Annotated in this window: 23 protein-coding genes; 7 read left to right on the top strand and 16 right to left on the bottom strand. The window is 61.5% G+C overall.

The genetic code is table 11. From position 1 onward, the window contains the following. Window positions 1-64: 64 nt before the first annotated feature. The 5 genes from E5221_RS23615 to rplM all read right to left on the bottom strand — a co-directional run bounded on the left by E5221_RS23615 (window position 65) and on the right by rplM (window position 3,747). Window positions 65-844 carry a cytochrome c1 gene (locus tag E5221_RS23615; RefSeq protein WP_013974125.1) on the bottom strand — a complete coding sequence of 260 codons (780 nt, stop codon included), beginning with the start codon at window positions 842-844 and terminating at the stop codon, window positions 65-67. Then, the gene (locus E5221_RS23620) at window positions 844-2,055 is read right to left on the bottom strand and encodes a cytochrome bc complex cytochrome b subunit (RefSeq protein ID WP_003260795.1); all 1,212 of its coding nucleotides are present in this window, start codon (window positions 2,053-2,055) and stop codon (window positions 844-846) included. Before E5221_RS23620 ends, E5221_RS23615 begins: the two co-directional genes overlap by 1 nt. Then, window positions 2,055-2,648: a ubiquinol-cytochrome c reductase iron-sulfur subunit gene (gene petA / locus E5221_RS23625; RefSeq protein ID WP_015271723.1), complete on the bottom strand. Its 594-nt coding sequence runs from the start codon at window positions 2,646-2,648 to the stop codon at window positions 2,055-2,057. The genes E5221_RS23620 and petA overlap by 1 nt, the downstream gene beginning before the upstream one ends. Before the next feature lie 263 nt (window positions 2,649-2,911). Then, the gene (gene rpsI / locus E5221_RS23630) at window positions 2,912-3,304 is read right to left on the bottom strand and encodes a 30S ribosomal protein S9 (RefSeq protein ID WP_003260797.1); all 393 of its coding nucleotides are present in this window, start codon (window positions 3,302-3,304) and stop codon (window positions 2,912-2,914) included. A 14-nt stretch (window positions 3,305-3,318) separates the two neighbouring features. Continuing rightward, entirely contained in the window at window positions 3,319-3,747 is a 429-nt protein-coding gene (gene rplM, locus E5221_RS23635; RefSeq protein ID WP_003260798.1) for a 50S ribosomal protein L13, read from the bottom strand. 257 nt (window positions 3,748-4,004) lie between these two features. On the opposite strand from rplM, the gene E5221_RS23640 reads away from it, so the two are divergent. Both E5221_RS23640 and E5221_RS23645 read left to right on the top strand, forming a co-directional pair. Further along, window positions 4,005-5,045 carry an NADP(H)-dependent aldo-keto reductase gene (locus E5221_RS23640; RefSeq protein ID WP_015271724.1) on the top strand — a complete coding sequence of 347 codons (1,041 nt, stop codon included), beginning with the start codon at window positions 4,005-4,007 and terminating at the stop codon, window positions 5,043-5,045. 309 nt (window positions 5,046-5,354) lie between these two features. Further along, entirely contained in the window at window positions 5,355-6,275 is a 921-nt protein-coding gene (locus E5221_RS23645; protein ID WP_169774643.1) for a GlxA family transcriptional regulator, read from the top strand. A gap of 117 nt (window positions 6,276-6,392) precedes the next feature. Here E5221_RS23645 and zapE read toward each other — a convergent pair whose 3' ends face one another. The 3 genes from zapE to E5221_RS23660 form a co-directional block, all read right to left on the bottom strand. After that, window positions 6,393-7,487, bottom strand: coding sequence for a cell division protein ZapE (gene zapE / locus E5221_RS23650; RefSeq protein ID WP_013974130.1), 1,095 nt, complete (start codon window positions 7,485-7,487; stop codon window positions 6,393-6,395). A 164-nt stretch (window positions 7,488-7,651) separates the two neighbouring features. Further along, window positions 7,652-9,001, bottom strand: coding sequence for a tryptophan--tRNA ligase (locus tag E5221_RS23655; RefSeq protein WP_025340563.1), 1,350 nt, complete (start codon window positions 8,999-9,001; stop codon window positions 7,652-7,654). A gap of 25 nt (window positions 9,002-9,026) precedes the next feature. Then, a complete protein-coding gene (locus tag E5221_RS23660; protein ID WP_061552449.1) occupies window positions 9,027-9,662 on the bottom strand; it encodes an alpha/beta fold hydrolase in 636 nt (211 codons plus the stop codon). A 135-nt stretch (window positions 9,663-9,797) separates the two neighbouring features. Here E5221_RS23660 and E5221_RS23665 point away from each other — a divergent pair, with 135 nt between their 5' ends. Continuing rightward, window positions 9,798-10,232 carry a DUF1043 family protein gene (locus E5221_RS23665; protein ID WP_003257164.1) on the top strand — a complete coding sequence of 145 codons (435 nt, stop codon included), beginning with the start codon at window positions 9,798-9,800 and terminating at the stop codon, window positions 10,230-10,232. 162 nt (window positions 10,233-10,394) lie between these two features. Here the strand turns inward: E5221_RS23665 and E5221_RS23670 are convergent, their stop codons facing one another. Beyond that, window positions 10,395-11,591 (bottom strand): methionine gamma-lyase, encoded by a 1,197-nt coding sequence (locus E5221_RS23670; protein ID WP_247846537.1) that lies wholly within the window; start codon window positions 11,589-11,591, stop codon window positions 10,395-10,397. A 127-nt stretch (window positions 11,592-11,718) separates the two neighbouring features. Between E5221_RS23670 and E5221_RS23675 the strand changes: the two genes are divergently transcribed. Beyond that, complete coding sequence (locus E5221_RS23675; RefSeq protein ID WP_013974134.1) at window positions 11,719-12,198, top strand: Lrp/AsnC family transcriptional regulator; 480 nt, start codon at window positions 11,719-11,721, stop codon at window positions 12,196-12,198. A gap of 178 nt (window positions 12,199-12,376) precedes the next feature. Here E5221_RS23675 and cysN read toward each other — a convergent pair whose 3' ends face one another. From cysN to E5221_RS23690, 3 genes are all read right to left on the bottom strand, one after another. After that, window positions 12,377-14,278, bottom strand: a complete 1,902-nt coding sequence (gene cysN, locus E5221_RS23680; RefSeq protein ID WP_023661810.1) for a sulfate adenylyltransferase subunit CysN — start codon at window positions 14,276-14,278, stop codon at window positions 12,377-12,379. Between the two features lie 16 nt (window positions 14,279-14,294). Continuing rightward, window positions 14,295-15,212 carry a sulfate adenylyltransferase subunit CysD gene (cysD, locus tag E5221_RS23685; RefSeq protein WP_013974136.1) on the bottom strand — a complete coding sequence of 306 codons (918 nt, stop codon included), beginning with the start codon at window positions 15,210-15,212 and terminating at the stop codon, window positions 14,295-14,297. A 313-nt stretch (window positions 15,213-15,525) separates the two neighbouring features. Continuing rightward, window positions 15,526-16,284 (bottom strand): Nif3-like dinuclear metal center hexameric protein, encoded by a 759-nt coding sequence (locus E5221_RS23690; protein ID WP_015271733.1) that lies wholly within the window; start codon window positions 16,282-16,284, stop codon window positions 15,526-15,528. Window positions 16,285-16,451: 167 nt separating this feature from the next. Between E5221_RS23690 and algW the strand changes: the two genes are divergently transcribed. Beyond that, window positions 16,452-17,612: a Do family serine endopeptidase AlgW gene (gene algW, locus E5221_RS23695; protein ID WP_015271734.1), complete on the top strand. Its 1,161-nt coding sequence runs from the start codon at window positions 16,452-16,454 to the stop codon at window positions 17,610-17,612. Window positions 17,613-17,734: 122 nt separating this feature from the next. Here the strand turns inward: algW and E5221_RS23700 are convergent, their stop codons facing one another. The 4 genes from E5221_RS23700 to E5221_RS23715 all read right to left on the bottom strand — a co-directional run bounded on the left by E5221_RS23700 (window position 17,735) and on the right by E5221_RS23715 (window position 21,892). After that, window positions 17,735-18,499: an amino acid ABC transporter ATP-binding protein gene (locus E5221_RS23700; RefSeq protein ID WP_003251792.1), complete on the bottom strand. Its 765-nt coding sequence runs from the start codon at window positions 18,497-18,499 to the stop codon at window positions 17,735-17,737. Between the two features lie 10 nt (window positions 18,500-18,509). Continuing rightward, window positions 18,510-19,607 (bottom strand): amino acid ABC transporter permease, encoded by a 1,098-nt coding sequence (locus E5221_RS23705; protein ID WP_013974139.1) that lies wholly within the window; start codon window positions 19,605-19,607, stop codon window positions 18,510-18,512. Window positions 19,608-19,617: 10 nt separating this feature from the next. Further along, entirely contained in the window at window positions 19,618-20,796 is a 1,179-nt protein-coding gene (locus E5221_RS23710) for an amino acid ABC transporter permease (RefSeq protein WP_247846538.1), read from the bottom strand. 67 nt (window positions 20,797-20,863) lie between these two features. Next, window positions 20,864-21,892 (bottom strand): amino acid ABC transporter substrate-binding protein, encoded by a 1,029-nt coding sequence (locus E5221_RS23715; protein ID WP_013974141.1) that lies wholly within the window; start codon window positions 21,890-21,892, stop codon window positions 20,864-20,866. Window positions 21,893-22,223: 331 nt separating this feature from the next. Here E5221_RS23715 and E5221_RS23720 point away from each other — a divergent pair, with 331 nt between their 5' ends. Together E5221_RS23720 and rhlB are read left to right on the top strand one after the other, a co-directional pair. Further along, entirely contained in the window at window positions 22,224-22,880 is a 657-nt protein-coding gene (locus tag E5221_RS23720; protein ID WP_013974142.1) for an alpha/beta fold hydrolase, read from the top strand. A 101-nt stretch (window positions 22,881-22,981) separates the two neighbouring features. Further along, a complete protein-coding gene (gene rhlB, locus E5221_RS23725; RefSeq protein WP_039613012.1) occupies window positions 22,982-24,445 on the top strand; it encodes an ATP-dependent RNA helicase RhlB in 1,464 nt (487 codons plus the stop codon). The last annotated feature ends 125 nt before the right edge of the window (window positions 24,446-24,570 follow it).

Genomic DNA, 24,570 nt, shown 5'->3' on the forward strand with positions numbered 1-24,570 from the left:
TGGGGACCTGGCAGATCTGCCAGGCCACCACGGGCGCGTTCAACAACCAGAAACTACTGCGTGATCAGTGCACGTCCTTCCAGTATTCACGCTTGAGCAAATAGGCGAATACGAAGAAGAAAGCCAGGTACAGCAACACGTAGGTACCGATGCGCTGGCTTTCCAGTTTGACCGGGTTGGCCGAATAGGCCAGGAAGGTCACCAGGTTCTTGACCTTCTCGTCGAACTGCTCGGTCGTCAGGGTACCGGAATTCGGCGTAATGGTCAGCTGGTCGCAGGCTTCATGGGTCAGCGGACTACCAGTCAGTGGGTCGAATTGCTTCTTGCCATCGGTCACGGTCTGCACCTGCTTGCAGCCAACCACCTGGTTACCCTGCAAGCCGACCAGCACGTTAGGCATGCCGACGTTCGGGAACACCTTGTTGTTCACCCCATAAGGCCGCGACGGGTCCTCATAGAAGCTGCGTAGGTAGGTGTACAACCAGTCGGTACCACGCACTCGGGCCACCAGTGTCAGGTCGGGCGGTGCGGCGCCGAACCAGGTCTTGGCGTCACTGGGCTTCATGCCGATCTGCATGTGGTCACCGATCTTGGCACCGGTGAACACCAGCTTCTCGAGCATCAGCTCGTGGGGAATGCCCAGGTCATCGGCAACCCGCTCGTAACGCTGGAACTTCGCACTGTGGCAACCCATGCAATAGTTGGCAAAGGTACGCGCACCGTCCTGCATGGCGGCCTTGTCGCTCAGGTCGATGTCGACCTTGTCCAGCTCCAGGCCCGTTTCGGCCGCGAAGGAAAAGGCAGGCATCACTGCCAGCAAAAATACTGCAATCAACTTTTTCATCAGCCAGTCACCCTTTCCGGAACCGGTTTGGTCTTCTCGAGCCTTGTGTAGAACGGCATCAGCAGGAAGTAGGCGAAGTACAACACCGTGCACACCTGCGACAGCAAGGTACGCCCAGGTGTCGGCGCCAGCACGCCCAGTATGCCGAGGATGACGAAGGCCACGCAGAACACCAGCAGGAAGAGCTTGCTGATCCAGCCCTTGTAGCGCATGGAGCGGACCGGGCTGCGGTCGAGCCAGGGCAAGACGAACAACACGGCAATGGCCGCACCCATGGCAATGACGCCCATCAGCTTGTCAGGCACCGCACGCAGGATCGCGTAGAACGGCGTGAAGTACCACACAGGCGCAATGTGCTCGGGGGTCTTGAAGGCGTTCGCCTGCTCGAAGTTAGGTTTCTCCAGGAAATAACCGCCCATTTCCGGGAAGAAGAACACCACGGCGCAGAACACGAACAGGAACACCACCACGCCGACAATATCCTTGACGGTGTAGTACGGGTGGAACGGGATACCGTCCAGCGGGATACCGTTTTCGTCCTTTTTCTTCTTGATGTCGACGCCATCGGGGTTGTTCGAACCCACTTCGTGAAGGGCGAGGATGTGCAGGACCACCAGGCCGAGAATCACGATCGGCAAGGCAACCACGTGCAGGGCGAAGAAGCGGTTCAGAGTGATACCCGAGATCAGGTAGTCACCACGGATCCACTGGGTGAGGTCGCCACCGATCACCGGAATGGCACCGAACAGCGAGATGATCACCTGGGCACCCCAGTACGACATCTGGCCCCACGGCAGCAGGTAGCCCATGAAAGCTTCGGCCATCAGCGCCAGGTAGATCAGCATGCCGAACAGCCACACCAGTTCACGCGGCTTCTGGTAGGAACCGTAGAGCAGGCCGCGGAACATGTGCAGGTAGACGACGATGAAGAACGCCGATGCACCTGTGGAGTGCAGGTAGCGCAGGATCCAGCCGTATTCCACATCCCGCATGATGTACTCGACCGAGGCGAACGCCTCTTCTGCCGAGGGTGTGAAGCTCATGGTCAGCCACACACCGGTGACGATCTGGTTGACCAGCACCAGCAACGCCAGCGAGCCGAAGAAGTACAGGAAGTTGAAGTTCTTGGGTGCGTAATACTTGCTCAGGTGGTCTTCCCACATCTTGGTCGCGGGGAAGCGAGCATCAATCCAGTCCATGAACTTGCTCATCATGCGTTCTCCTGGTCAACGCCGATGACGACGATCTCGTCCGACTCGTAAGAGTGCGGTGGCACGGGCAGGTTGAGTGGCGCCGGCTGCGACTTGTAGACACGGCCGGCCAGGTCGTAGTGGGAACCGTGGCATGGGCAGAAATAGCCACCGACCCATTTCGGGCCAAGGTCAGCGGGTGCGACTTCCGGGCGGAAGGTGGGCGAGCAGCCCAGGTGTGTGCACAGGCCAACAAGGATGAGGATTTCCGGCTTGATCGAACGAACCTGCGGATCGACGTAGGTGGGCTGCACCGAGGCCTTGGACTCGGGGTCAGCCAGATCACCTACGACCTTTTTCAGGTTACCGAGGATCTCGTCCGTTCGCCGAACGATGAACACTGGCTGGCCGCGCCACTCGGCCACCATCTGCTGCCCGGCCTCGACCTTGGCGATATTGACCTTCACCGGTGCACCCGCGGCTTTCGCCTTGGCACTGGGAAACCATGACCCCACGAACGGTACCGCAGCCCCCACTGCCCCCGCCGCCCCGACTACGGATGTCGCGGCTACGAGGAAGCGGCGCCGGCCTGCGTTGACGCCGTCATTGCTCATTCAGTCCTCTCCCATCAGCTTGCTTGACCAGTTGGACCTGGCCTGTACTTAGGTAATGTCTGTGGCACTAAAAATTGGCCGCCATGGTAAGAAACAAATCCACACACTGACAAGGTGATTACCCGGGGAACGGGCTACAACCCTCGCTTTGCTTGATCTGCGTCTATGCGGCAAGTCGTCACGGACATGCTGACAGGTTAGTTCAAGACATAAAAAAAGCCCGGTTCCAAAGAACCGGGCTTTTTTCGACTGCCGAAGCGGTATTAACGCTTGGAGTACTGAGGACGCTTACGCGCTTTACGCAGACCCACTTTCTTACGCTCGACTTCACGAGCGTCGCGGGTGACGTAGCCAGCACGACGCAGAGCGCCACGCAGGGTTTCGTCGTATTCCATCAGAGCGCGGGTGATACCGTGACGGATCGCACCGGCTTGACCGCTGACACCACCACCGGAAACGGTGACGTAGATGTCGAACTTCTCAACGGTTTCGGTCAGCTCGAGCGGCTGACGAACAACCATGCGAGCGGTTTCGCGACCGAAGAACACGTCCAGAGAACGGTTGTTGATGGAAATGTTACCAGTACCCGGACGCAGGAATACGCGAGCGGTTGCGGTCTTGCGACGGCCAGTGCCGTAGTTTTGAGTCGCCGACATAATGAACTATCCCGTTAGATCTTCAGTTCTTGAGGCTGCTGAGCAGTGTGTGGGTGAGCAGCACCCGCGTACACTTTCAGCTTGCGGTACATGTCGCGACCCAGCGGGTTCTTCGGCAGCATGCCTTTGACCGCAGTTTCGATAACACGCTCAGGGGCCTTGGCGATCAACTTCTCGAAGTTGATTTCCTTGATACCGCCCGGGAAACCGGAGTGGGAGTAGTACATCTTGTCGGAAGACTTGGCACCAGTCACACGAACCTGCTCGGCGTTGATAACGACGATGTAGTCGCCGGTGTCAACGTGAGGGGTGTATTCTGGCTTGTGTTTGCCACGCAGACGGCTAGCGATTTCGGTAGCCAGACGACCCAGGGTCTGGCCAGCGGCGTCGACTACGAACCACTCGCGCTTTACTGTTTCCGGTTTAGCAGTAAAAGTTTTCATTCTCTAAAGCCTCAGAGGCCGCCCAGCGAAAAATAGACGGCGAATCTTACTGGATAGTGCACAGCTTGCCAAGGGCAAGCGCGCAGCCGAACGCTGACGCTTTTGGGGGCTCGGGTCAGGCACGCCAATGTTCGACGGGGTTCTTCCTGCGTGGTGGTGCATCACTTCCGCCACACGGAGAGGTGCCGAATTATCCAGATTGCGCGAAAAATTTCAACCTGCTTTGATGGGCTTCTTTGCCAAGGAGTGTCTATCCGATGGAATACCGCCAGCTTGGCCGTACCGACCTCAATGTCAGCGCCCTGTGCCTTGGAACCATGACCTGGGGCGAACAGAACAGTCAGGCCGAGGCCTTCGAGCAGATTGCCCGGGCCAAGGCCGCCGGGGTCAACTTCATCGACACCGCCGAAATGTACCCGGTGCCGCCGCGCCCCGAAACCTACGCCGCCACCGAGCGCATCATAGGCAACTGGTTCCGTGACAATGGCGATCGCGATGACTGGGTGCTGGCCAGCAAGGTCGCCGGCCCCGGCAACGGCATCAGCCATATTCGCGACGGCCAGCTCAAGCACAACCGCCAGCATATCGTCGCGGCGCTGGACGAGAGTCTCAAGCGCCTGCAGACCGACCGCATCGACCTGTACCAGCTGCACTGGCCCGAGCGCAGCACCAACTTCTTTGGCAAGCTGGGCTACCAGCATTTGCCACAGGACCACTTCACCCCGCTGGAAGAAACCCTCGAAGTGCTCGACGAGCAGGTACGCGCGGGCAAGATCCGTCACATCGGCCTGTCCAACGAAACGCCGTGGGGCACCATGAAGTTCCTGCAACTGGCTGAAAGCCGCGGCTGGCCGCGAGCGGTATCGATCCAGAACCCTTACAACCTGCTCAACCGCAGCTTCGAGGTGGGCCTTGCGGAAGTGGCCATCCGCGAGCAATGCGGCCTGCTGGCCTATTCGCCGCTGGCTTTCGGCATGCTCTCCGGCAAATACGAGAACGGCGCACGCCCGGAAAACGCACGCCTGACCCTGTTCAGCCGCTTTGCCCGTTATTCCAACCCACAGACCGTGGCGGCCTGCAGCCGCTATGTGCAGCTGGCCCGCGAGCACGGCCTGGACCCGGCGCAGATGGCCCTGGCGTTCGTTACCCGGCAGCCGTTCGTGACCAGCAATATCATTGGCGCGACCAGCCTCGAACAGCTGGACAGCAACCTTGCCAGCCTCGAGCTGAGCCTGAGTGATGAACTGCTGGCGGCGATCGAGGCGATTCACCAGGAGCAACCGAACCCGGCGCCTTGAGCCGGACCCTGTGCCCACTTCGAGGCCTGTGGGACACCTGTAGGAGCAGCCTTGTGCTGCGAAGAGGCCTGTATGGCTGAAGGTTGCCTGTGGCAGCAATGGCCTCTTCGCAGCACAAGGCTGCTCCTACCGGTTGGCTCTGCCCCTCTGCTGCACAGGCTAGACACAATCGCCAAAAAATAAGACGATCCAGCCGGTGATTGACCACTCTACCCTATAAGAACAATGACAATGATGTTTACCCAACCCTCCGCGTCGCTGCGGCGCGTCAGCATCCTGGCCATTGACAAGGTGTTCGCTTCGACCTTGATGCAGGCCAAGGATTTCTTCCACCTCGCCAGCTTGCGCTACAGCAAGCAACTGGGCCTGGGCCTGCAGCCCATGTTCGAGATTCGCCTGGTAAGCCCGGACGGCCAGCCCGTGGACAGCTTCAGCAATGTGCAGTTGCCGGTCGAAGGCGGCCTTGACGACGCCGACGTGATCATCCTCCCGGCCTTCTGGGATGACTTCGACAACCTGCTGCAACGTTATCCACAGGTACTGCCGTGGCTGCGTGAACAGCATGCCCGCGGCTCGGTGCTGTGCGCCGAGGCCAGTGGCGTATTCTGGCTGGCCGAGTCCGGCCTGCTCGATGGCAAGGAAGCGACCACCTACTGGCGCTTCTTCAACAGCTTTGCCGAACGCTTCCCGAAGATCCGGCTGAACCAGGACAAGCACCTGACCGATGCAGACAACCTCTATTGCGCCGGCGGGACCACTTCAGCCTGCGACCTGTACATCTATCTGATCGAACGCTTCTGCGGCGCCAACGTGGCCCGCGCCGTGTCCCGCGACATCCTCTACGAAGTGCAGCGCAACTACACCCCGGGACGCATGGGCTTTGGCGGGCAGAAGCTGCATCAGGACCTGATCATCCTGCAGATACAGCACTGGCTGGAAGAACACTTCGCCGACAAGTTCCGCTTCGAGGACGTGGCTCGCAACCACGGCATGAGCATTCGCAATTTCATGCGGCGTTTCCAGAGCGCTACGGGTGACAAGCCGCTGCACTACCTGCAACGGTTGAGGATCGAGACGGCCAAGGGCTTGTTGTCGAGCACGCGCAAGAGCATCAAGACCATCAGTTATGAGGTGGGCTATGACGATGCCAGTTTCTTTGCGCGGCTGTTCCGCCAGCATACCGAGTTGTCGCCGAACCAGTATCGGCAACAGTTCATGCAAGAGGCTTGAGGCCAATGGGGCTGCCCTGCAGCCCATCGCGACACAAGGCCGCTCCTACAGGGAATCGCGTAATCCTGTAGGAGCGGCCTTGTGTCGCGAAAGGGCCGCAAAGCGGCCCCGGCAATTTCAAGGCTTGTGCGCCCGCGCCAGGAACTCGTGCGACTGCATCTCCAGCAAGCGGCTCAGGGTGCGCTGGAACTCGAAGGCCAAGCGCCCACCGGTATACAGGTCCTTCAGCTCCACCTCGGCCGAGATGATCAGCTTGACGTTGCGGTCGTAGAACTCGTCCACCATGTTGATGAAGCGGCGGGCGATGTCGTCGGTGGTGACCCCCATCTGTTCCACGTTGCTCAACAGCACGGCATGGAAGATCTTGCCCAGTTCGATGTAGTCGTTCTGGCTGCGGGGGCCGTCGCACAGGGCGCGGAAGTCGAACCAGGCCACGTCGTCACAGGTAAGCAGGGCATTGATCGGGCGATTCTCGATCATCAGCACGTCGTTCTGGACCGCCTGGGTGCACTCGGGGGTCAGTGCCTTGAAGCTTGCGCGCAGGCTCTGGTGAGCCGCTTCATCGAGCGGGTAATGGTAAAGCTCGGCCTGCTCCAGGTGACGCAGGCGGTAGTCGACCCCGCTGTCGACGTTCACCACCTCGGTGTACTGCTTGATCATGGCGATGGCCGGCAGGAAGCGCGCGCGCTGCAGGCCGTCCTTGTACAGACCGTCCGGCACGATGTTGGAGGTAGCCACCAGCGATACGCCGTTCTTGAACAACTCTTCCATCAGGGTACCGAGGATCATCGCGTCGGTAATGTCCGATACGAAGAATTCGTCGAAACAGATGACCTTGGCTTCTTCGCTGAAGCGCTTGGCAATGATGGTCAGCGGGTTCTTCTCGCCCTTGAGGGTTTTCATTTCCTCGTGCACACGCTTCATGAAGCGGTGGAAGTGCGTGCGCATCTTCTGCTTGAACGGCAGCGCCTCGAAGAAGGTATCGACCAGGTAGGTCTTGCCGCGCCCTACCCCACCCCAGAAGTACAGGCCCTTGACCGGGGTCTGCTCCTTTTTGCCGAACAGCTTGCCGAACACGCCCGGCTTGTTGTTCTGCGCGTGTACCAGGTCATCGTACAGGCGCTGCAGGTGACGCACCGCAGTTTCCTGCGCCGCGTCATGGAAGAAGTCGGGACGTTTCAGATCTGCTTGATATCGTTCTAGGGGCGTCATGATTCGTTAGCGAGGCAACAAAAAACGGGCCGTCACTGTAGCGACAGGCCCGCTTAATGGCAATCAGACTTGCGTCAATATGCCTCATCCACACCAACTAAGTGCTGGATGGCACCGGCTTTGCCGGTGTTCGCGGGTAAACCCGCTCCTACAGGCGAAATGCCTCAGTCCGGTTGTGGCGCAAGCGCTGCACGCAGGCTTTCGATGGCCGAATCACGGGCTTCGGCGCTGTCGAACTGCGGCCCGTCGGCAACCTGTTCACCGTTCAGCCACAGACCGAAACCCAGGCCTTCGACGCGTACATCCGCCTCGCCACCTTGCTGCAGCTGCTTGCTCACGGCGCCGGCGCTCTTGCCGTCGGCGAAGCTGCGCGACAGCAGCAGTTGCTCGCCATCAGCGGCAAGCAGGCGGAAGCGGAAGCTGCCGTCTTCATCGCGGAAGCTGACGAAACGCGCACTCTTGGCGGCCTTCTTCTTCACTTCGGTGCTGGCCTGCACGCTGCTACGGAACGAACGCAGGCCAACGGCCTCGCGCAGCTGCTCGAGGAATGGCGTGGCGATCTTGCGAGCCTTGGCAGCGCCGGCCAGCAGGATGTCTTCCAGGTCCGCCGGACGGGCGATCAGCTGGTGGTAGTACTCGCGCTTCTCGGCCAGCTGGCCGTCCAGCAGCTGGAACAGCCGCTGCTTGGCCTCGCCCCAGCCCAGGCCCTGCAGCAGCTCTTCACGGAACTCGGCGCACTGCGCCGGCGTCGAGAAGGCCTGGAACAGGGTGAACAGGTGAGCGTTGTCCGGGTCTTTCGCCTCGCCAGGCGCACGCGAGTCGGTGACGATGCGCGAGATGGCGTCTTTCATCTCCTTGGCGCTGGTGAATAGCGGGATGGTGTTGTCGTAGCTCTTGGACATCTTGCGCCCGTCCAGGCCCGGCAGGGTCGCCACGCTCTCCTCGATCACCGCTTCCGGCAGGGCGAAGAAGTCCTTGCCCTGGCCGAACAGGTGGTTGAAGCGCTGACCGATGTCGCGGGCCATTTCCACGTGCTGGATCTGGTCACGACCGACCGGCACCTTGTTGGCGTTGAACATCAGGATGTCCGCAGCCATCAGCACCGGGTAGCTGTACAGGCCCATGGTCACGCCGGCATCCGGGTCCTCGCCATTTTCCAGGTTCTTGTCCACCGAGGCCTTGTAGGCGTGTGCACGGTTGAGCAGGCCCTTGGCGCTGACGCAGGTCAGCAGCCAGGTCAGCTCGGGGATTTCCGGGATATCGGACTGGCGGTAGAAGGTCACCTTGTCCGGATCGAGACCGCCAGCCAGCCAGGTGGCGGCAATTTCCAGACGCGAACGCTGGATACGCAGCGGGTCGTCGCACTTGATCAGGGCGTGGTAGTCGGCCAGGAAGTAGAACGAGTCGACACCGGGCTGCTGGCTGGCACGGATCGCCGGGCGGATGGCGCCGGCGTAGTTGCCCAGGTGCGGAGTGCCGGTGGTGGTGATACCGGTGAGAATGCGCGTGGTCATGGGTGTTCGCTTATTCAGGCTTGGCTCAGTTCGAAAGGCGCGGCAGCAGCAGATCCTTCAGATCGGTCAGCTTGCCATGGAAGAAGTGTCCGCATTCTGCCACTTTCAGCAGCTCATGGGGGCGCGACAGGCTGTCGGACCATTCGTAAACCAGCTGCGGCGCGACGACTTCGTCGGCGTCAGGCTGCACCACGGTGATCGGGCAGCGCTGCGGCAGCGGGAAATCCGCCGTCAGGCGCATGACCGCAGGGGCGATCATGAACAGCTGCTGCAGCTCTACTCCAGTGGCCTCCAGGCGGCCGGCCAGGCTGGTGGCGACGAAGCCGCCGAACGAGAAACCCATCAGCACCAGCGGCAGGCCCAGGTGCTTTTCGCGCAGCCAGGCCGCAGCGGCCTCGGCATCGGCCACTTCGCCAGCGCCCATGTCATGACTGCCGGCGCTCTGCCCGACGCCACGGTAGTTGAAACGCAGGGTCACATAGCCGGCGTCACGGGCGGTGCGCTGCAGGGTCGAGACCACCTTGTTGAGCATGGTGCCGCCCTGGACCGGGTTGGGGTGGCAGATCAGCACCACGCCACGGGCATTGGCCACGTCCAGGTACAAGGCTTCCAGCTGGCCGCAGGGGCCATCGATGAACAAGGGGGTTTCGCGGACAAGCAAGGCACTACTCCGTGACCTCGGAAGGGGTCGATTCGTCTAGATGAGGAATTCTGTTCTGATTTGCGATCGCTCGCGGTATACAGCGCAGGTCTGAGCCGTTAACGTAAAGCAAAGCCGTTTATAGAGGAAGGACTCGTGGAACTCTCGCTCCTTGTTTGGTTGTTGCCGACCCTGGCCCTGGTCATCGGCGTGGTGGTTGGGTTCGTCGTCGCTCGCCTGCTGCCCAATGCCGCGCCGAGCAGCACCCAGCGTCAACTGGATGATATCCAGAAGCGCTTCGACAGCTATCAGAACGAAGTGGTTACTCATTTCAACAGCACTGCCGTGCTGGTCAAGAAACTGACCCAAAGCTATCAGGACGTGCAGGACCACCTGGCCGAAGGCGCCAACAGCCTGGCCCTGGACGACGTCACTCGCCAACGCTTGCTGGCAGCCCTGCACTCCGAGGCAGCGCAAGGCCCACGCGACCGCTTGACCCCGCCGAAGGATGCCGAAGTGCCGCGTGACTACGCACCGAAGGCGCCGAACTCGCCGGGCATGCTCGACGAGAGCTACGGGCTCAAGCGCTGATCTGCAGAAAATGACAAAGGCCTCGCAAGAGGCCTTTTTCATGGGCTGGATTCACTGGCCTCTTCGCGGGTGAACCCGCTCCCACAGGGGCGGCGCAGGTTTCAAATACTGCGCCTGACCTGTAGGAGCGGGTTTACCCGCGAAGAGGTCGGCCCAGGCAACCTAGCTGCAGGCCTGCAATGCCTGCTCGACATCCGCCAGCAGGTCCTCCTCGTCCTCCAGCCCCACCGACAGGCGCACCAGCCCCTCCGATATCCCGTGATGCGCCCGCTCCTTCGCGGTATAGCTGGAGTGCGTCATGCTCGCCGGATGCTGCGCCAGCGACTCGGCATCGCCCAGGCTCACCGCCCGCGCAAACAGTTGCAAGGCATTCATGAACCTGCGCCCGGCCTCGATACCCCCCTTTAACTCGAAGGCGATCATCCCGCCCGGCAAACGCATCTGCCGCTGCGCCAGCTCGTACTGTGCAAACGACGGCAAACCCGGGTAGTGAATCAGCTCCACCTGCGGCTGCCGCGCCAAAACTTCGGCCACCTGCTGGGCATTTGCGCAATGGCGGTCCATGCGCAGGGCCAAGGTCTTGATACCGCGCATCAGCAGCGCCGCATCGTGGGGTGACAGCACCGCCCCGGTCATGTCCTTCAGCCCTTCCAGGCGAATGCGGTCGACCAGCGCCTTACGCCCCACCACCAGCCCGGCAGTGATATCACCGTGGCCACTGAGGTACTTGGTCGCCGAATGCACCACCAGGTCCGCCCCCAGCTCCAGCGGCCGCTGCAGGTAGGGCGTGCAGTAGGTGTTGTCGACCACGACATGCACATCATGCCCGCGTACCGCCTCGGCCACCGCGGCGATATCCACCAGCTGCATGTTGGGGTTGGCCGGCGTTTCGAAGTAGATCATCCGTGTTTTGCTGTTGATCGCCCCTTTCAGGGCCTTGGCATCGTTCAGGTCGACATGGCGGATCTTCACCCCGAATTCGCCAATGCCATGGTGCAGGAAAGCAAAAGTGCAGCCGTACAAAGTTCGCCCGACGATCAGCTCATCACCAGGGCGCAACAGGGTCCAGATCGTCGAGGTGATGGCCCCCATGCCCGACGCCAATGCCAGCCCTGCCTCGCCACCCTCCAGCGAGGCCATGCGCTGTTCCAGCAGGGCCAAGGTAGGGTTGGAAATGCGGCTGTAGAAATGCCCCGGCTCCTCCCCGGCGAAGCAAGCAGCACCGTATTCGACTGTGGGGAAGGCATAAGTAGCGGTCTGGTACACCGGCGGCACCAAGGCGCCACCGTGGGACAGCGGATCGTAGCCATGGTGAATGGCCCGCGTGGAAAAACCGGTGTTGTTATGGGAGTCGCGCATGGCAACAGCCTCTTGTGGTTTGCTATAAGCTTATGCCACCGAGCTGCCCGATTTTTTCCAAAATGGCCCACGCATACGCGTGCTTGTTGGAACAAAAATAATAACTACCGGACCAGGAGGGCAAAACATGCCTTCACGCCTCGACCGCACCGACCGCGCCCTGCTCGCTGCCCTGCAGGACAACGCCCGCCTCACCGTTGCCGAACTTGCCGACCAGGTAGCGTTGACCACCTCGCCATGCTGGCGGCGGGTCAAGTTGCTGGAGGACAACGGCTACATCACCGGCTACCAGGCCATCCTCTCGCCCAAGTCACTGGGGTTTGGCGTCACCGCGTTCGTCAGCATCATGATGGACTCGCACACCAAGGACATGGCACTGGCATTCGAACAGCGGCTGATGGAAATTCCCGAGATTGTCGCCTGCCACAACATCTCCGGGCGCTACGACTTCTTGCTGGAGATCCTGGCGCGGGATTTGGAGTCGTTTGGCGAGTTCACCCGGGAAGTGCTGCAACGGTTGCCGGGGGTGAAGGAGATTTACTCGAGTTTTTCCTACAAGGCAGTGAAGGAACGGCGGGTGATACCGGTGTCGGAAAAACACATCTGAACGACATGCACAGTCCATGCGGGAACAACTGCCTTGCTCAAAATCCAAAGCTCACGCAATCCTTTGTGGGAGCGCCCTTTCGCGACACAAGGCCGCTCCCACAAGAGACCCGCGCATGTATGCCGGGCATAGAAACAAAAAACCCCGCCGAGGCGGGGTTTTCCTTGCAGGCTAGCGCTTAGATCGCGCCACGCTGACGCAGCACGTCCAGCACCTGCTTCACGCCCTCATCCACGCTCGTGGCCTGGGTATCGATCACAAGGTCGGCATCCAGCGGCACATCGTACGGGAAGCTTTCGCCCGGGATGTTGTCGCCACCAGCAGCGTACAAGCCTTGCGGGTCACGCTCACGGCAGGCCAGCGGCGAGGCCTGGACGTAAACGGTCACCAGGCGCTCCTTGCCGATCAATGCCTTGGCCTGTTCGCGGCCTTCTGCATCCGGGGCCACGAACGCGGCCAGAGTCAGCAGACCGGCTTCGTTGAACTGGCGCGCCACATGGGCAGCGCGGCGCCAGTTCTCGGTGCGGCCTGCGCGGTCCTGCGGCAAGCCCTTGTTCAGGTCATGGCGCAGGTTCTGGCCGTCGAGCACGTACACTGCACGGCCCATGTCGAACAGCTTGCGCTCCACGGCGTAGGCCAGGGTGCTCTTGCCAGCGCCGGACAGGCCACTGAACAGCACGGTGGCAGGCTGCTGGCCGAAGCGCAGGGCGCGCTCTTCGGTGGCCACATGGCACAGCTTGCCATGATGGCCGGTGCTGCCGTGCGGCAGGACTGGCGGGGCGATGATCATGCCGGCGCCGACCGTGCCGTTGGTCAGCCGGTCGATGACGATGAACGCACCGGTGGTGCGGTTGCTTTCGTAACCGTCCAGGGCGATCGAGGCGTCCAGGGACACCTTGACGCGGCCGATCTCGTTCAGCTGCAGCGCGCTGGCAGCGCCCTGCTCCAGGGTGTTCACATCGACCTTGTGGGTGATGCTGGCAATCGAGCCCGGCACGTAGCTGGTGGCGCGCTTGATGTCGTATTTCTTGCCCGGGAGCATCGGCTCCTCGGCCATCCACACCAGCATGGCGTCGAACTGGTCGGTGACCGGCGGGACGTTGTCGGCATGCACCAGCAGGTCGCCACGGGAGATGTCGATCTCGTCTTCCATGGTCAGGGTCACGGCCTGGCCGGGGCCTGCGTTTTCCAGCTCGCCTTCGTAGGTGACGATGGACTTGACGCGGCTGCTCTTACCCGACGGCAGCACGACGATTTCATCGCCCTTGTGCACCACGCCGCTGGCGATGGTGCCCGCGAAACCGCGGAAGTTCAGGTTCGGACGGTTGACGTACTGCACCGGGAAGCGCAGGTCGGTGAAGTTGCGGTCGGCCGACACTTCGACGGTTTCGAGGATTTCCATCAGCGTCGGGCCGGCGTACCACGGCGAACGCTCGCTGTGGTTGACCACGTTGTCGCCCTTGAGCGCCGACATCGGCACGAAGTGCAGGCTGCTCGGGGTCAGGTTGATGGCTTCGGCGAACTTCAGGTAGTCGGCCTTGATCGACTCGAAGACGTCCTGATCGAAGCCCTTGAGGTCCATCTTGTTGACCGCGACGACGATGTGCTTGATGCCCAGCAAAGAGGCAATGTAGCTGTGGCGGCGGGTCTGGGTCTGCACGCCGTAGCGGGCATCGACCAGAATGATCGCCAGGTCGCAGGTGGACGCGCCGGTGGCCATGTTGCGGGTGTACTGCTCGTGGCCCGGGGTGTCGGCAATGATGAACTTGCGCTTGGCGGTGGAGAAATAGCGGTAGGCGACATCGATGGTGATGCCCTGCTCGCGCTCGGCCTGCAGACCGTCGACCAGCAGCGCCAGGTCGACTTCCTCGCCGGTGGTGCCGACCTTTTTCGAATCGCGAGTGATGGCCTCGAGGTGGTCCTCGTAGATCATCTTCGAGTCATGCAGCAAGCGCCCGATCAGGGTGCTCTTGCCGTCATCCACGTTGCCGCAGGTGAGAAAACGCAGCAGTTCTTTGCGCTCGTGCTGAGCCAGATAAGCGAGGATGTCTTCGCTGATCAAATCGGATTGGTGCGACATGGAGTAACCCTGAAAATTAGAAGTAGCCCTGACGTTTCTTGTCTTCCATGGAACCGGCGCCATCGTGGTCGATGACTCGGCCCTGGCGCTCGGAAGTGCGCGTCAGGAGCATTTCCTGAATGATGTCGGTGAGCGTCTCGGCTTCCGATTCGACAGCGCCCGTGAGCGGGTAGCAGCCAAGGGTACGGAAACGCACCTTTTTCTTGACGATGCGCGCTTTCTCTTCATCGGTGAGATGTTCGAGGATGCGCTCGTCGTCGATCATGATCAGGGTGCCGTTCTTCTCGATGACTTCGCGCTCGGCGGCGAAGTACAGCGGCACGATCGGGATGCCTTCGAGGTAGATGTACTGCCAGATGTCCAGCTCGGTCCAGTTCGACAGCGGGAAGACGCGGATCGACTCGCCCTTGTTGACCTTGCCGTTGTACACGTTCCACAGTTCCGGGCGCTGGTTCTTCGGGTCCCAGCGGTGCTTGCTATCACGGAACGAGTAAACGCGCTCCTTGGCCCGCGACTTCTCTTCGTCGCGGCGCGCACCACCGAAGGCGGCATCGAAACCATGCTTGTCCAGCGCCTGCTTCAGGCCCTGGGTCTTCATGATGTCGGTGTGCTTGGAGCTGCCATGGGTGAACGGGTTGATGCCCTGCGCCACACCCTCGGGGTTGACGTGGGTGATCAGCTCCAGGCCCATTTCCTCGACCATCTTGTCGCGGAAGCTGTACATCTCCTGGAATTTCCACTGGGTGTCGACGTGCATCACCGGGAACGGCAACTTGCCTGGGAAAAAGGCCTTGCGCGCCAGGTGCAGCATCACGGCGGAATCCTTGCCGATCGAGTACAGCATCACCGGGTTGTCGAACTCGGCGGCCACCTCGCGGATGATGTGGATGCTCTCCGCCTCCAGCTGTTTCAAGTGCGTCAGTTTGTCGACCATGGCTACTCACGAAAAGCGATCTTATGGACGGCCTGCGGGCCGTGTTCGAGCGAGCCACTTTATCACAGCGGCTGCTTCTATTTAGGAGGCCGGCTAGATCGAAAAAGTCTAACGATATGACTGCGGGTTTGGGCTGGCAGGCCCGGTATTGGTCTCTGGACAGGCACAGGGTCTGTAGGAGCAGCCTTGTGCTGCGAAGAGGCCGTTACTGCCCAAAAAGCTCTTTTGCCTCACTGGCCTCTTCGCAGCACAAGGCTGCTCCTACAGGGACCGCGCCATCAACACTGTATCCGCGAAGAAGGCGACGCCGATGTCAGATCGGGTTCGGGCAATCGATGAACAGGTGCTCCACGGCAAAGCGCCGCGCCAGGTAATCACCCAGCGCCTGCACCCCATACCGCTCGGTGGCATGGTGCCCGGCGGCAATGAAGCTGACGCCATTCTCGCGGGCGCTATGGTAGGTCTGTTCCGACGCCTCGCCGGTCAGGTACAGGTCCACCCCGGCCGCAATCGCCGTGTCGATGTAGCCCTGCCCGCCCCCGGTACACCAGCCGACCCGCCGGATCATCTGCTCACCTTCGACCAGCAGAGGCTCACGCCCCAGCACCTCCCGCACCCGCCGGGCGAAATCGAGCGCGGTCATCGGCTCGGCCAGCGAGCCGACCAGGCCGACCACCTTGGGGTTCTCCGGGTCCAGCGGCCCTTCGACGGTGATGTCCAGTTGCCGCGCCAGTTGCACGTTGTTGCCCACGTCCGGGTGCACGTCCAGCGGCAGGTGGAACGCCAGCAGACTGATGTCGTTGTTCAACAGGGTTTTCAGCCGGCGCTGCCGGATGCCGGTGACGCAAGGGTTCTCTCCCTTCCAGAAGTAGCCATGGTGCACCAGCACCAGGTCGGCCTCGGCTTCGACTGCCGCATCCAGCAACGCCTGGCTGGCGGTAACGCCGCTGACGATGCGGCTGACCTGCGGCCGGCCTTCGACCTGCAGGCCGTTGGGGCAATAATCCTGGATCTTCGCGCTGCCCAGGTAACGCTCGGCTTCCTCGACCAGGGTGTTCAGAGCGACGGCCATGAAAATCTCCTCGAAATCTGCGTTTTTCTCGGGCACAACGCCCATGCAACGCCCGTATAATGCCGGCCATTATGGGCCGTCGCCGGCACTGGGGGAACCGGTGTATGATCGCGCGCGCTCATGCCCACCGCACGGTCATCGTCCCCGGCTATTTCCAGGATTCATTCATGTTCAAGGCTTTGCGTTATTTTGGCTGGCCCCTGCTTACCGGCGTACTGATCGCCATGCTGATCATCCAGCGCTTCCCGGAGTGGGTCGGCCTGCCCAGCCAGGACGTCAACCTGCAGCAGGCACCGCAGACCACGCGGATCATGCAGGGCCCGGTATCCTACGCCGACGCCGTGACCCTGGCCGCCCCGGCGGTGGTCAACCTGTACACCACCAAGGTGGTGAACAAGAGCGCCCACCCGCTGTTCGAAGACCCGCAGTTCCGCCGTTTCTTCGGCGACAACCTGCCCAAGCAGCGCCGCTGGGAGTCGAGCCTGGGCTCGGCGGTGATCATGAGCCCCGAAGGCTACCTGCTGACCAACAACCATGTCACCAGCGGCGCCGACCAGATCGTCGTGGCCCTGAAGGATGGCCGCGAGACATTGGCCCGGGTCATCGGCAGCGACCCGGAAACCGACCTGGCGGTGCTGAAGATAGACCTGAAGAGCCTGCCGGCAATCACCATCGGCCGCTCCGACAACATTCACATCGGCGACGTGTCGCTGGCCATCGGCAACCCGTTCGGGGTCGGCCAGACCGTGACCATGGGTATTATCAGCGCCACTGGCCGCAACCAGCTGGGCCTGAACAACTACGAAGATTTCATCCAGACCGACGCGGCGATCAACCCGGGTAACTCCGGCGGTGCGCTTGTGGATGCCAACGGCAACCTGATCGGCATCAACACGGCGATCTTCTCCAAGTCCGGCGGTTCGCAAGGTATCGGCTTCGCCATCCCGGTGAAACTGGCACTGGAGGTGATGAAGTCGATCATCGAGCACGGCCAGGTGATCCGTGGCTGGCTGGGCATCGAAGTACAGCCACTGAGCCAGGAACTGGCCGAATCGTTCGGCATGAAGGACCGCCCGGGCATCGTGGTGGCGGGCATCTTCCGCGAAGGGCCGGCGGCAAAGGCCGGGCTGCAGCTGGGTGACGTGATCCTGAGCATCAACGGCGAGCCGGCCGGTGACGGGCGCAAGTCGATGAACCAGGTGGCGCGGATCAAGCCCAACGAGAAGATCACCATCGAGGTGATGCGCAATGGGCAGCAGTTGAAGCTGATCGCCGAGGTGGGCCTGCGGCCACCACCGGCGCCGGCAGTCGCCAAGGAAGAGAAGTAAGGCTGCGATCTGGTCTCTGGGGGGCTGCTTCGCAGCACGAGGCTGCTCCTACAGGAGATCGCATTTCCCTTGTAGGAGCAGCCTTGTGCTGCGAATGGGCCGCAAAGCGGCCCCCGGCTACATCAATGCAGGATCTGGCTCAGGAACAACTTGGTCCGGTCACTGCGTGGCCGGTCGAAGAAGTCATCCGGCGCCGCCTGCTCGACGATCTCGCCCTTGTCCATGAAGATCACCCGGTTCGCCACGGTCCGGGCAAAGCCCATCTCGTGGGTCACGCAGAGCATGGTCATGCCGTCCTCGGCCAGGCCCACCATGGTATCGAGCACTTCCTTGACCATTTCCGGGTCCAGCGCCGAGGTCGGTTCGTCGAACAGCATGATCTTCGGTTTCATGCACAACGCGCGGGCAATCGCCACACGCTGCTGCTGACCACCGGACAACTGCCCCGGGTACTTGTGCGCCTGCTCCGGAATACGCACCCGCTCCAGGTAGTGCATGGCGATTTCCTCGGCCTTGCGCCGCGGCATCTTGCGCACCCACATCGGCGCCAGGGTGCAGTTTTCCAGGATGCTCAGGTGCGGGAACAGGTTGAAGTGCTGGAACACCATGCCCACTTCGCGGCGGATGGCCTCGATCTGCTTGAGGTCGTTGGTCAGCTCCACACCATCGACCACGATGCGCCCCTGCTGGTGCTCTTCAAGGCGGTTGAGGCAACGGATGGTGGTGGACTTGCCAGAGCCGGACGGCCCGCACAGCACGATGCGCTCGCCCTGGCGCACGTTCAGGTTGATGTCCTTGAGCACATGGAACTGGCCGTACCACTTGTTCACGCCCTGCATCTGGATGATGCCTTCGGGGCCGGCAGGCTGCTTGATCGCTTCACTCATTTCGAAACTCCTAACGCTTGTGGCCAGTGTCCAGCTTGCGCTCCAGATGCATGGAGTAGCGGGACATACCGAAACAGAAAATCCAGAACACCAGGGCGGCGAACACGTAGCCCTCGGTAGCCATACCCAGCCAGGCCGGGTCGGCAGCAGCTTGCTTGACGCTGTTCAGCAGGTCGAACAGGCCGATGATGATCACCAGGCTGGTGTCCTTGAACAGGGCAATGAAGGTGTTGACGATGCCGGGAATTACCAGCTTGAGCGCCTGCGGCAGAATCACCAGGCCCATCGCCCGCCAGTAGCCAAGGCCCATGGCCGCAGCAGCTTCGTACTGGCCCTTGGGGATGGCCTGGAGGCCGCCACGCACCACCTCGGCGATATACGCCGACTGGAACAGGATCACGCCGATCATCGCCCGCAGCAGCTTGTCGAAGCTCATGCCCTCAGGCAGGAACAACGGCAGCATCACCGATGACATGAACAGCACGGTGATCAGCGGCACGCCGCGCCAGAACTCGATGAAGGTCACGCACACCACCTTCACCGCAGGCATTTTCGAGCGCCGCCCCAGGGCCAGCAGGATTCCCAGCGGCAATGCGCCGACAATGCCCACGGTGGCAATCACCAGGGTCAGCATCAGCCCGCCCCACTGGCTGGTAGGTACGCTTTCCAGGCCCAGCATGCCCCCGTGCAGCAGGGTGTAGGCCAGCAGCGGGTACACCACCAGGAAGCCAAGGCCGTAGAAGGCCTTGCGTGGGAAGCGTTTGATGAACAGCGGGGCGGCGCCAAGCACGGCAAGCCACACGGTCAGGTCCACGCGCCAGCGCAACTCGGCCGGGTAGTAGCCGTACATGAACTGGCCGAAACGCTGCTGCACGAACACCCAGCAGGCGCCCTCCTTGGTGCAGTCGGCGCGGGTGGTGCCGACCCAGTTGGCATCAAGCAACGCCCACTGCAGCAGCGGCGGCACGATCAGCCAAACCAGGTAGATGGCAAACAGGGTCAGCAGCGTATTGAGCCAGCTGGAGAACAGATTGGCACGCATCCATGCGAGCACGCCGACGGTTTTCACCGGTGGCGGCATGTCGGGTTTGAAAACATGGGCATTCACTGGCGTATCCTCACCGCTCGATCAGCGCAATGCGCTTGTTGTACCAGTTCATCAGCAGCGAAATGCTGATGCTGATGGCGAGATAGACACTCATGGTGATGGCGATCACCTCGATGGCCTGGCCGGTCTGGTTGAGCACGGTACCGGCGAACAGCGAGACCATCTCCGGGTAGCCGATACCGGCCGCCAGCGACGAGTTCTTCGCCAGGTTCAGGTACTGGCTGGTCAGCGGCGGAATGATCACCCGCAGTGCCTGGGGGATGATCACCTTGCGCAGGGTCGGCCCCTCGCGCAGGCCCAGCGAGCGCGCGGCCTCGGTCTGGCCATGGCTGACCGAACGGATACCGGAGCGTACGATCTCGGCGATGAACGCAGCGGTGTAGATGGTCAACGCCAGGGTCAGCGCCAGCAGCTCGGGGATCAGTACCCAGCCACCGACGAAGTTGAATCCTTTCAATTGCGGCACTTCCCAGTGCACCGGGCTGCCGAACAGCAGTGCGCAAACGCCTGGGACGGCGATGAACAGCGCCAGCCCCACCCAGAACTTGTGGAATGGCTCGCCCGTCTCGTCGAAGCGCTTGTTGGCATAACGCACCATCACCACGATGGCCAGCAGCGCCAGGACCAGGGCCACGACGAACGGCCAGAAGCCTTCGGCCATGGATGCGCCGGGCATGTTCAGGCCACGGTTGCTGATGAAGAAGGTGTCGTCGATATTGATGCTGCCCCGCGGTCCCGGCAGGGTCAGGAACACGGCGAAGTACCAGAACAGGATCTGCAACAACGGCGGGATGTTGCGGAAGGTTTCCACATACACGGTCGCCAGCTTGTTGATCATCCAGTTCGGCGACAACCGCGCCACACCGATGATGAAGCCAAGGATGGTCGCCAGCACCACGCCGATGAACGTCACCAGCAAGGTGTTGAGCAGGCCGATGACGAACACCCGCGCATAGCTGTCTGATTCCACGTAGGGGATCAGGTGCTGGGCGATGCCGAAGCCGGCACTGCGGTCGAGAAAGTCGAAGCCCGAGGTGATACCCCGGTGTTGCAGGTTGGTTTGCGTGTTGTGGAACAGATACCAGCCCAGACCGACCACGAAGACTATCGTGAGAATCTGGAACAGCCACGCGCGCACACGTGGATCGCTCAGGGATAAACCCTTTTGTGCGCCGATTCGATTTTGCATGAAGTGCCCCGGAAAGTAGGGTTCCGAACAGCCTGCGGCGGCGGGATGCCGCCGCAGGGTGCAGCCATCAGCGCACAGGTGGCGCGTACTGGATGCCGCCGTTGTTCCACAGGGCGTTCATGCCACGGTCGATCTTCAGGTCGGTGCTCTGGCCCAGGTTCTTCTCGAACACTTCGCCGTAGTTACCGACTTGCTTCACGATTTGCACTACCCAGTCCTTGGGCAGCTTGAGGTCCTTGCCGTACTCGCCATCCGCGCCCAGCAGGCGGGCGACGTCCGGGTTCTTGGTGCTTTTGGCTTCGGCCTCGACATTCTTCGAGGTGATGCCCGCCTCTTCGGCGTTGAGCATGGCGAACAGGGTCCACTTGACGATGCTGAACCATTCTTCGTCGCCTTTACGCACCACCGGGCCCAGCGGTTCCTTGGAGATGGTTTCCGGCAGTACCACGTATTCGGTCGGCGCGGCCAGCTTGGAGCGTTGGGCGAACAACTGCGACTTGTCGGAGGTCAGCACGTCGCAACGGCCCGATTCCAGCGACTTGGCACTTTCATCCGAGGTGTCGAAGGTGATCGGGGTGTACTTCAGGCCATTGGCGCGGAAGTAGTCCGACACGTTCAGCTCGGTGGTGGTACCGGCCTGGATGCAGATGGTCGCGCCATCGAGTTCCTTGGCGCTGGATACACCCAGCTTTTTGTTGGCCAGGAAGCCAACGCCGTCATAGTAGGTAACACCGGCGAACACCAGGCCCATGCCGGCATCACGCGAGCTGGTCCAGGTGGTGTTGCGCGACAGTACGTCGACTTCGCCCGACTGCAGTGCGGTGAAGCGTTCCTTGGCGTTGAGCTGGCTGAACTTGACCTTGGTCGCGTCGCCGAATACAGCGGCGGCTACGGCGCGGCACACGTCGGCGTCGATACCAACGATCTTGCCCTGCGCATCAGGTACCGAGAAGCCTGGAAGACCGTCGCTCACGCCACACTGGACGAAGCCCTTCTTCTTTACCGCATCCAGGGTGGCGCCGGCCTGGGCGTTGCTCACGGCGCCCAGCGCGGCGGCAGCGGTCAGGACTGCCAGGGTGGTTTTCAACATCTTCATTCACAACCTCCAAATCGCTCTTGTTGTATCGAGCCGGAATTGCACCGCACCCTTTTGAGGCGTATCCGACCCGTATTGGCTTGTTATTGGGTCAATGGCGCAATGGACTGTTCTGTGACAGCCTTCGCGTGCAAAGGGTGTTACCGTCACGGCCTGCCCTTTGCATCATTGGGTGAATTGCAAAGCGCGTACCAAAATTTGCGGCTGTAGCGTTTAAGCGCTCGTCAAGTAGGGAAAGTTGTATCGTTGCGACATTCTTTTTCCGACAATCATTTCCAGCGCCTTCTTTTCACGCACGCCATAACAAGACCCGCACACTTTCGGAGCAGTCATGACCAACCCGCTGATTCTCGAACCGCAGAAAACCGCAGACGCTTGTGTGATCTGGTTGCACGGCCTGGGTGCCGACCGTTACGACTTCCTACCAGTGGCCGAATTCATGCAGGAACGCCTGCTCAGCACCCGTTTCGTCATGCCCCAGGCTCCCACCCGCCCGGTAACCATCAACGGCGGCTACGCCATGCCCAGCTGGTACGACATCAAGGCCATGACCCCGGCTCGCGCCATCGACGAGGCGCAGCTGGAGGAATCGGCCGAACAGGTCATTAGCCTGATCAAGGCCGAGCAGGCCAAAGGCATCAGCCTGTCGCGGATTTTCCTGGCTGGCTTCTCCCAGGGTGGCGCGGTGGTACTGCACACTGCCTATATAAAGTGGCAAGAAGCGCTGGGTGGCGTGATCGCCTTGTCCACCTACGCCCCCACCTTCAACGACCAGCATCAGTTGAGCGCCTGCCAGCAACGCACCCCGGCCTTGTGCCTGCATGGTGTGCACGACCCGGTGGTGATCCCTTCCATGGGCCGCACCGCCTTCGAGTACCTCAATACCTGGGGCGTTGCCGCCCGCTGGCACGAATACCCGATGGAACACGAAGTGGTGGTGGAAGAGTTGAGCGACATCCACGACTGGCTGAGCAAGCAATTGCAATAAGCCAGGGCTGTCTGTAGTTGTAAGGCTATTCCACTACGCCGCGCCTGAATCTTGCATTACACTGCCCGGCGTACATTCCTTAACCAGTTGATGAGACGATCGTGCTCAAGGCACTCAAGAAAATTTTCGGCAAGGGAGACGCCGCGCCACAGGCCGTCGCTCCTGCTGCCAGCGTGACGCCGCCTGCGCCCGCACCCGCCAGCGAGGCCCGGCCTGCGGAAAAACCGGCCGCACCACGCGCCACCCCCACTCCCCGGGCCGAACAGCCTGCCGCCGTTACGCCAGCCGCCGACAAGCCGGCCAAGGACAAACCGCGTCGCGAGCGCAAGCCCAAGCCGCAGGCCAGCCTGTGGAAACCGGAAGACTTCGTGGTCGAGCCACAGGAAGGCAAGACCCGCTTCCACGACTTCAAGCTGTCCAACGAACTGATGCATGCCATCCACGACCTGGGCTTCCCGTACTGCACGCCGATCCAGGCACAGGTGCTGGGTTACACCCTGCGCGGTCAGGACGCCATCGGCCGGGCCCAGACCGGTACCGGCAAGACTGCGGCGTTCCTGATCTCGATCATTTCCCAGCTGCAGCAGACGCCGCCGCCGAAGGAACGCTACATGGGCGAGCCACGTGCGCTGATCATCGCGCCCACCCGTGAGCTGGTGGTACAGATCGCCAAGGACGCCATCGCCCTGACCAAGTACACCGGCCTGAACGTGATGAGCTTCGTCGGCGGAATGGACTTCGACAAACAGCTCAAGGCCCTGGAAGCGCGCCATTGCGACATCCTGGTGGCCACTCCGGGGCGCCTGCTGGACTTCAACCAGCGCGGTGAGGTGCACCTGGACATGGTCGAAGTGATGGTGCTGGACGAAGCCGACCGCATGCTCGACATGGGCTTCATCCCCCAGGTGCGCCAGATCATTCGCCAGACGCCGCCGAAAAGCGAGCGCCAGACCCTGCTGTTCTCCGCCACCTTCACCGACGACGTGATGAACCTGGCCAAGCAGTGGACCACCAACCCGGCCATCGTCGAGATCGAGCCGGAGAACGTTGCCAGCGAAACGGTGGAGCAGCACGTCTATGCGGTGGCCGGCAGCGACAAGTACAAGCTGCTGTACAACCTGGTGACCCAGAACAAGTGGGAACGGGTGATGGTGTTCGCCAACCGCAAGGACGAAGTGCGGCGCATCGAGGAAAAACTGGTGCGCGACGGCATCAATGCCGCGCAGTTGTCGGGTGACGTGCCGCAGCACAAGCGTATCCGTACCCTGGAGAACTTCCGCGAAGGGCGCATCACCGTGCTGGTGGCCACCGACGTGGCGGGGCGTGGCATTCACATCGATGGCATCAGCCACGTGATCAACTTCACCCTGCCGGAAGACCCGGACGACTACGTGCACCGCATTGGCCGTACAGGCCGTGCGGGCACCAGTGGTGTGTCGATCAGCTTTGCCGGTGAGGATGACTCGTACCAGCTGCCAGCGATCGAAGAGCTGCTGGGGCGCAAGATCAAGTGTGAAATGCCGCCGGATGAGCTGCTGAAGCCGGTGCCGCGCAAGCATCATTGACCTGTGCCGGCCTCTTCGCGGGTAAACCCGCTCCCACGGGTACTGCACAGCTTTCAAACCTGTGATGCACCTGTGGGAGCGGGTTCACCCGCGAACCGGGGCTTCGCCCCGGCCATCAAACAAGG

The sequence above is a fragment of the Pseudomonas sp. A2 genome, from assembly GCF_023100865.1.
Taxonomy (GTDB): domain Bacteria; phylum Pseudomonadota; class Gammaproteobacteria; order Pseudomonadales; family Pseudomonadaceae; genus Aquipseudomonas; species Aquipseudomonas asiatica.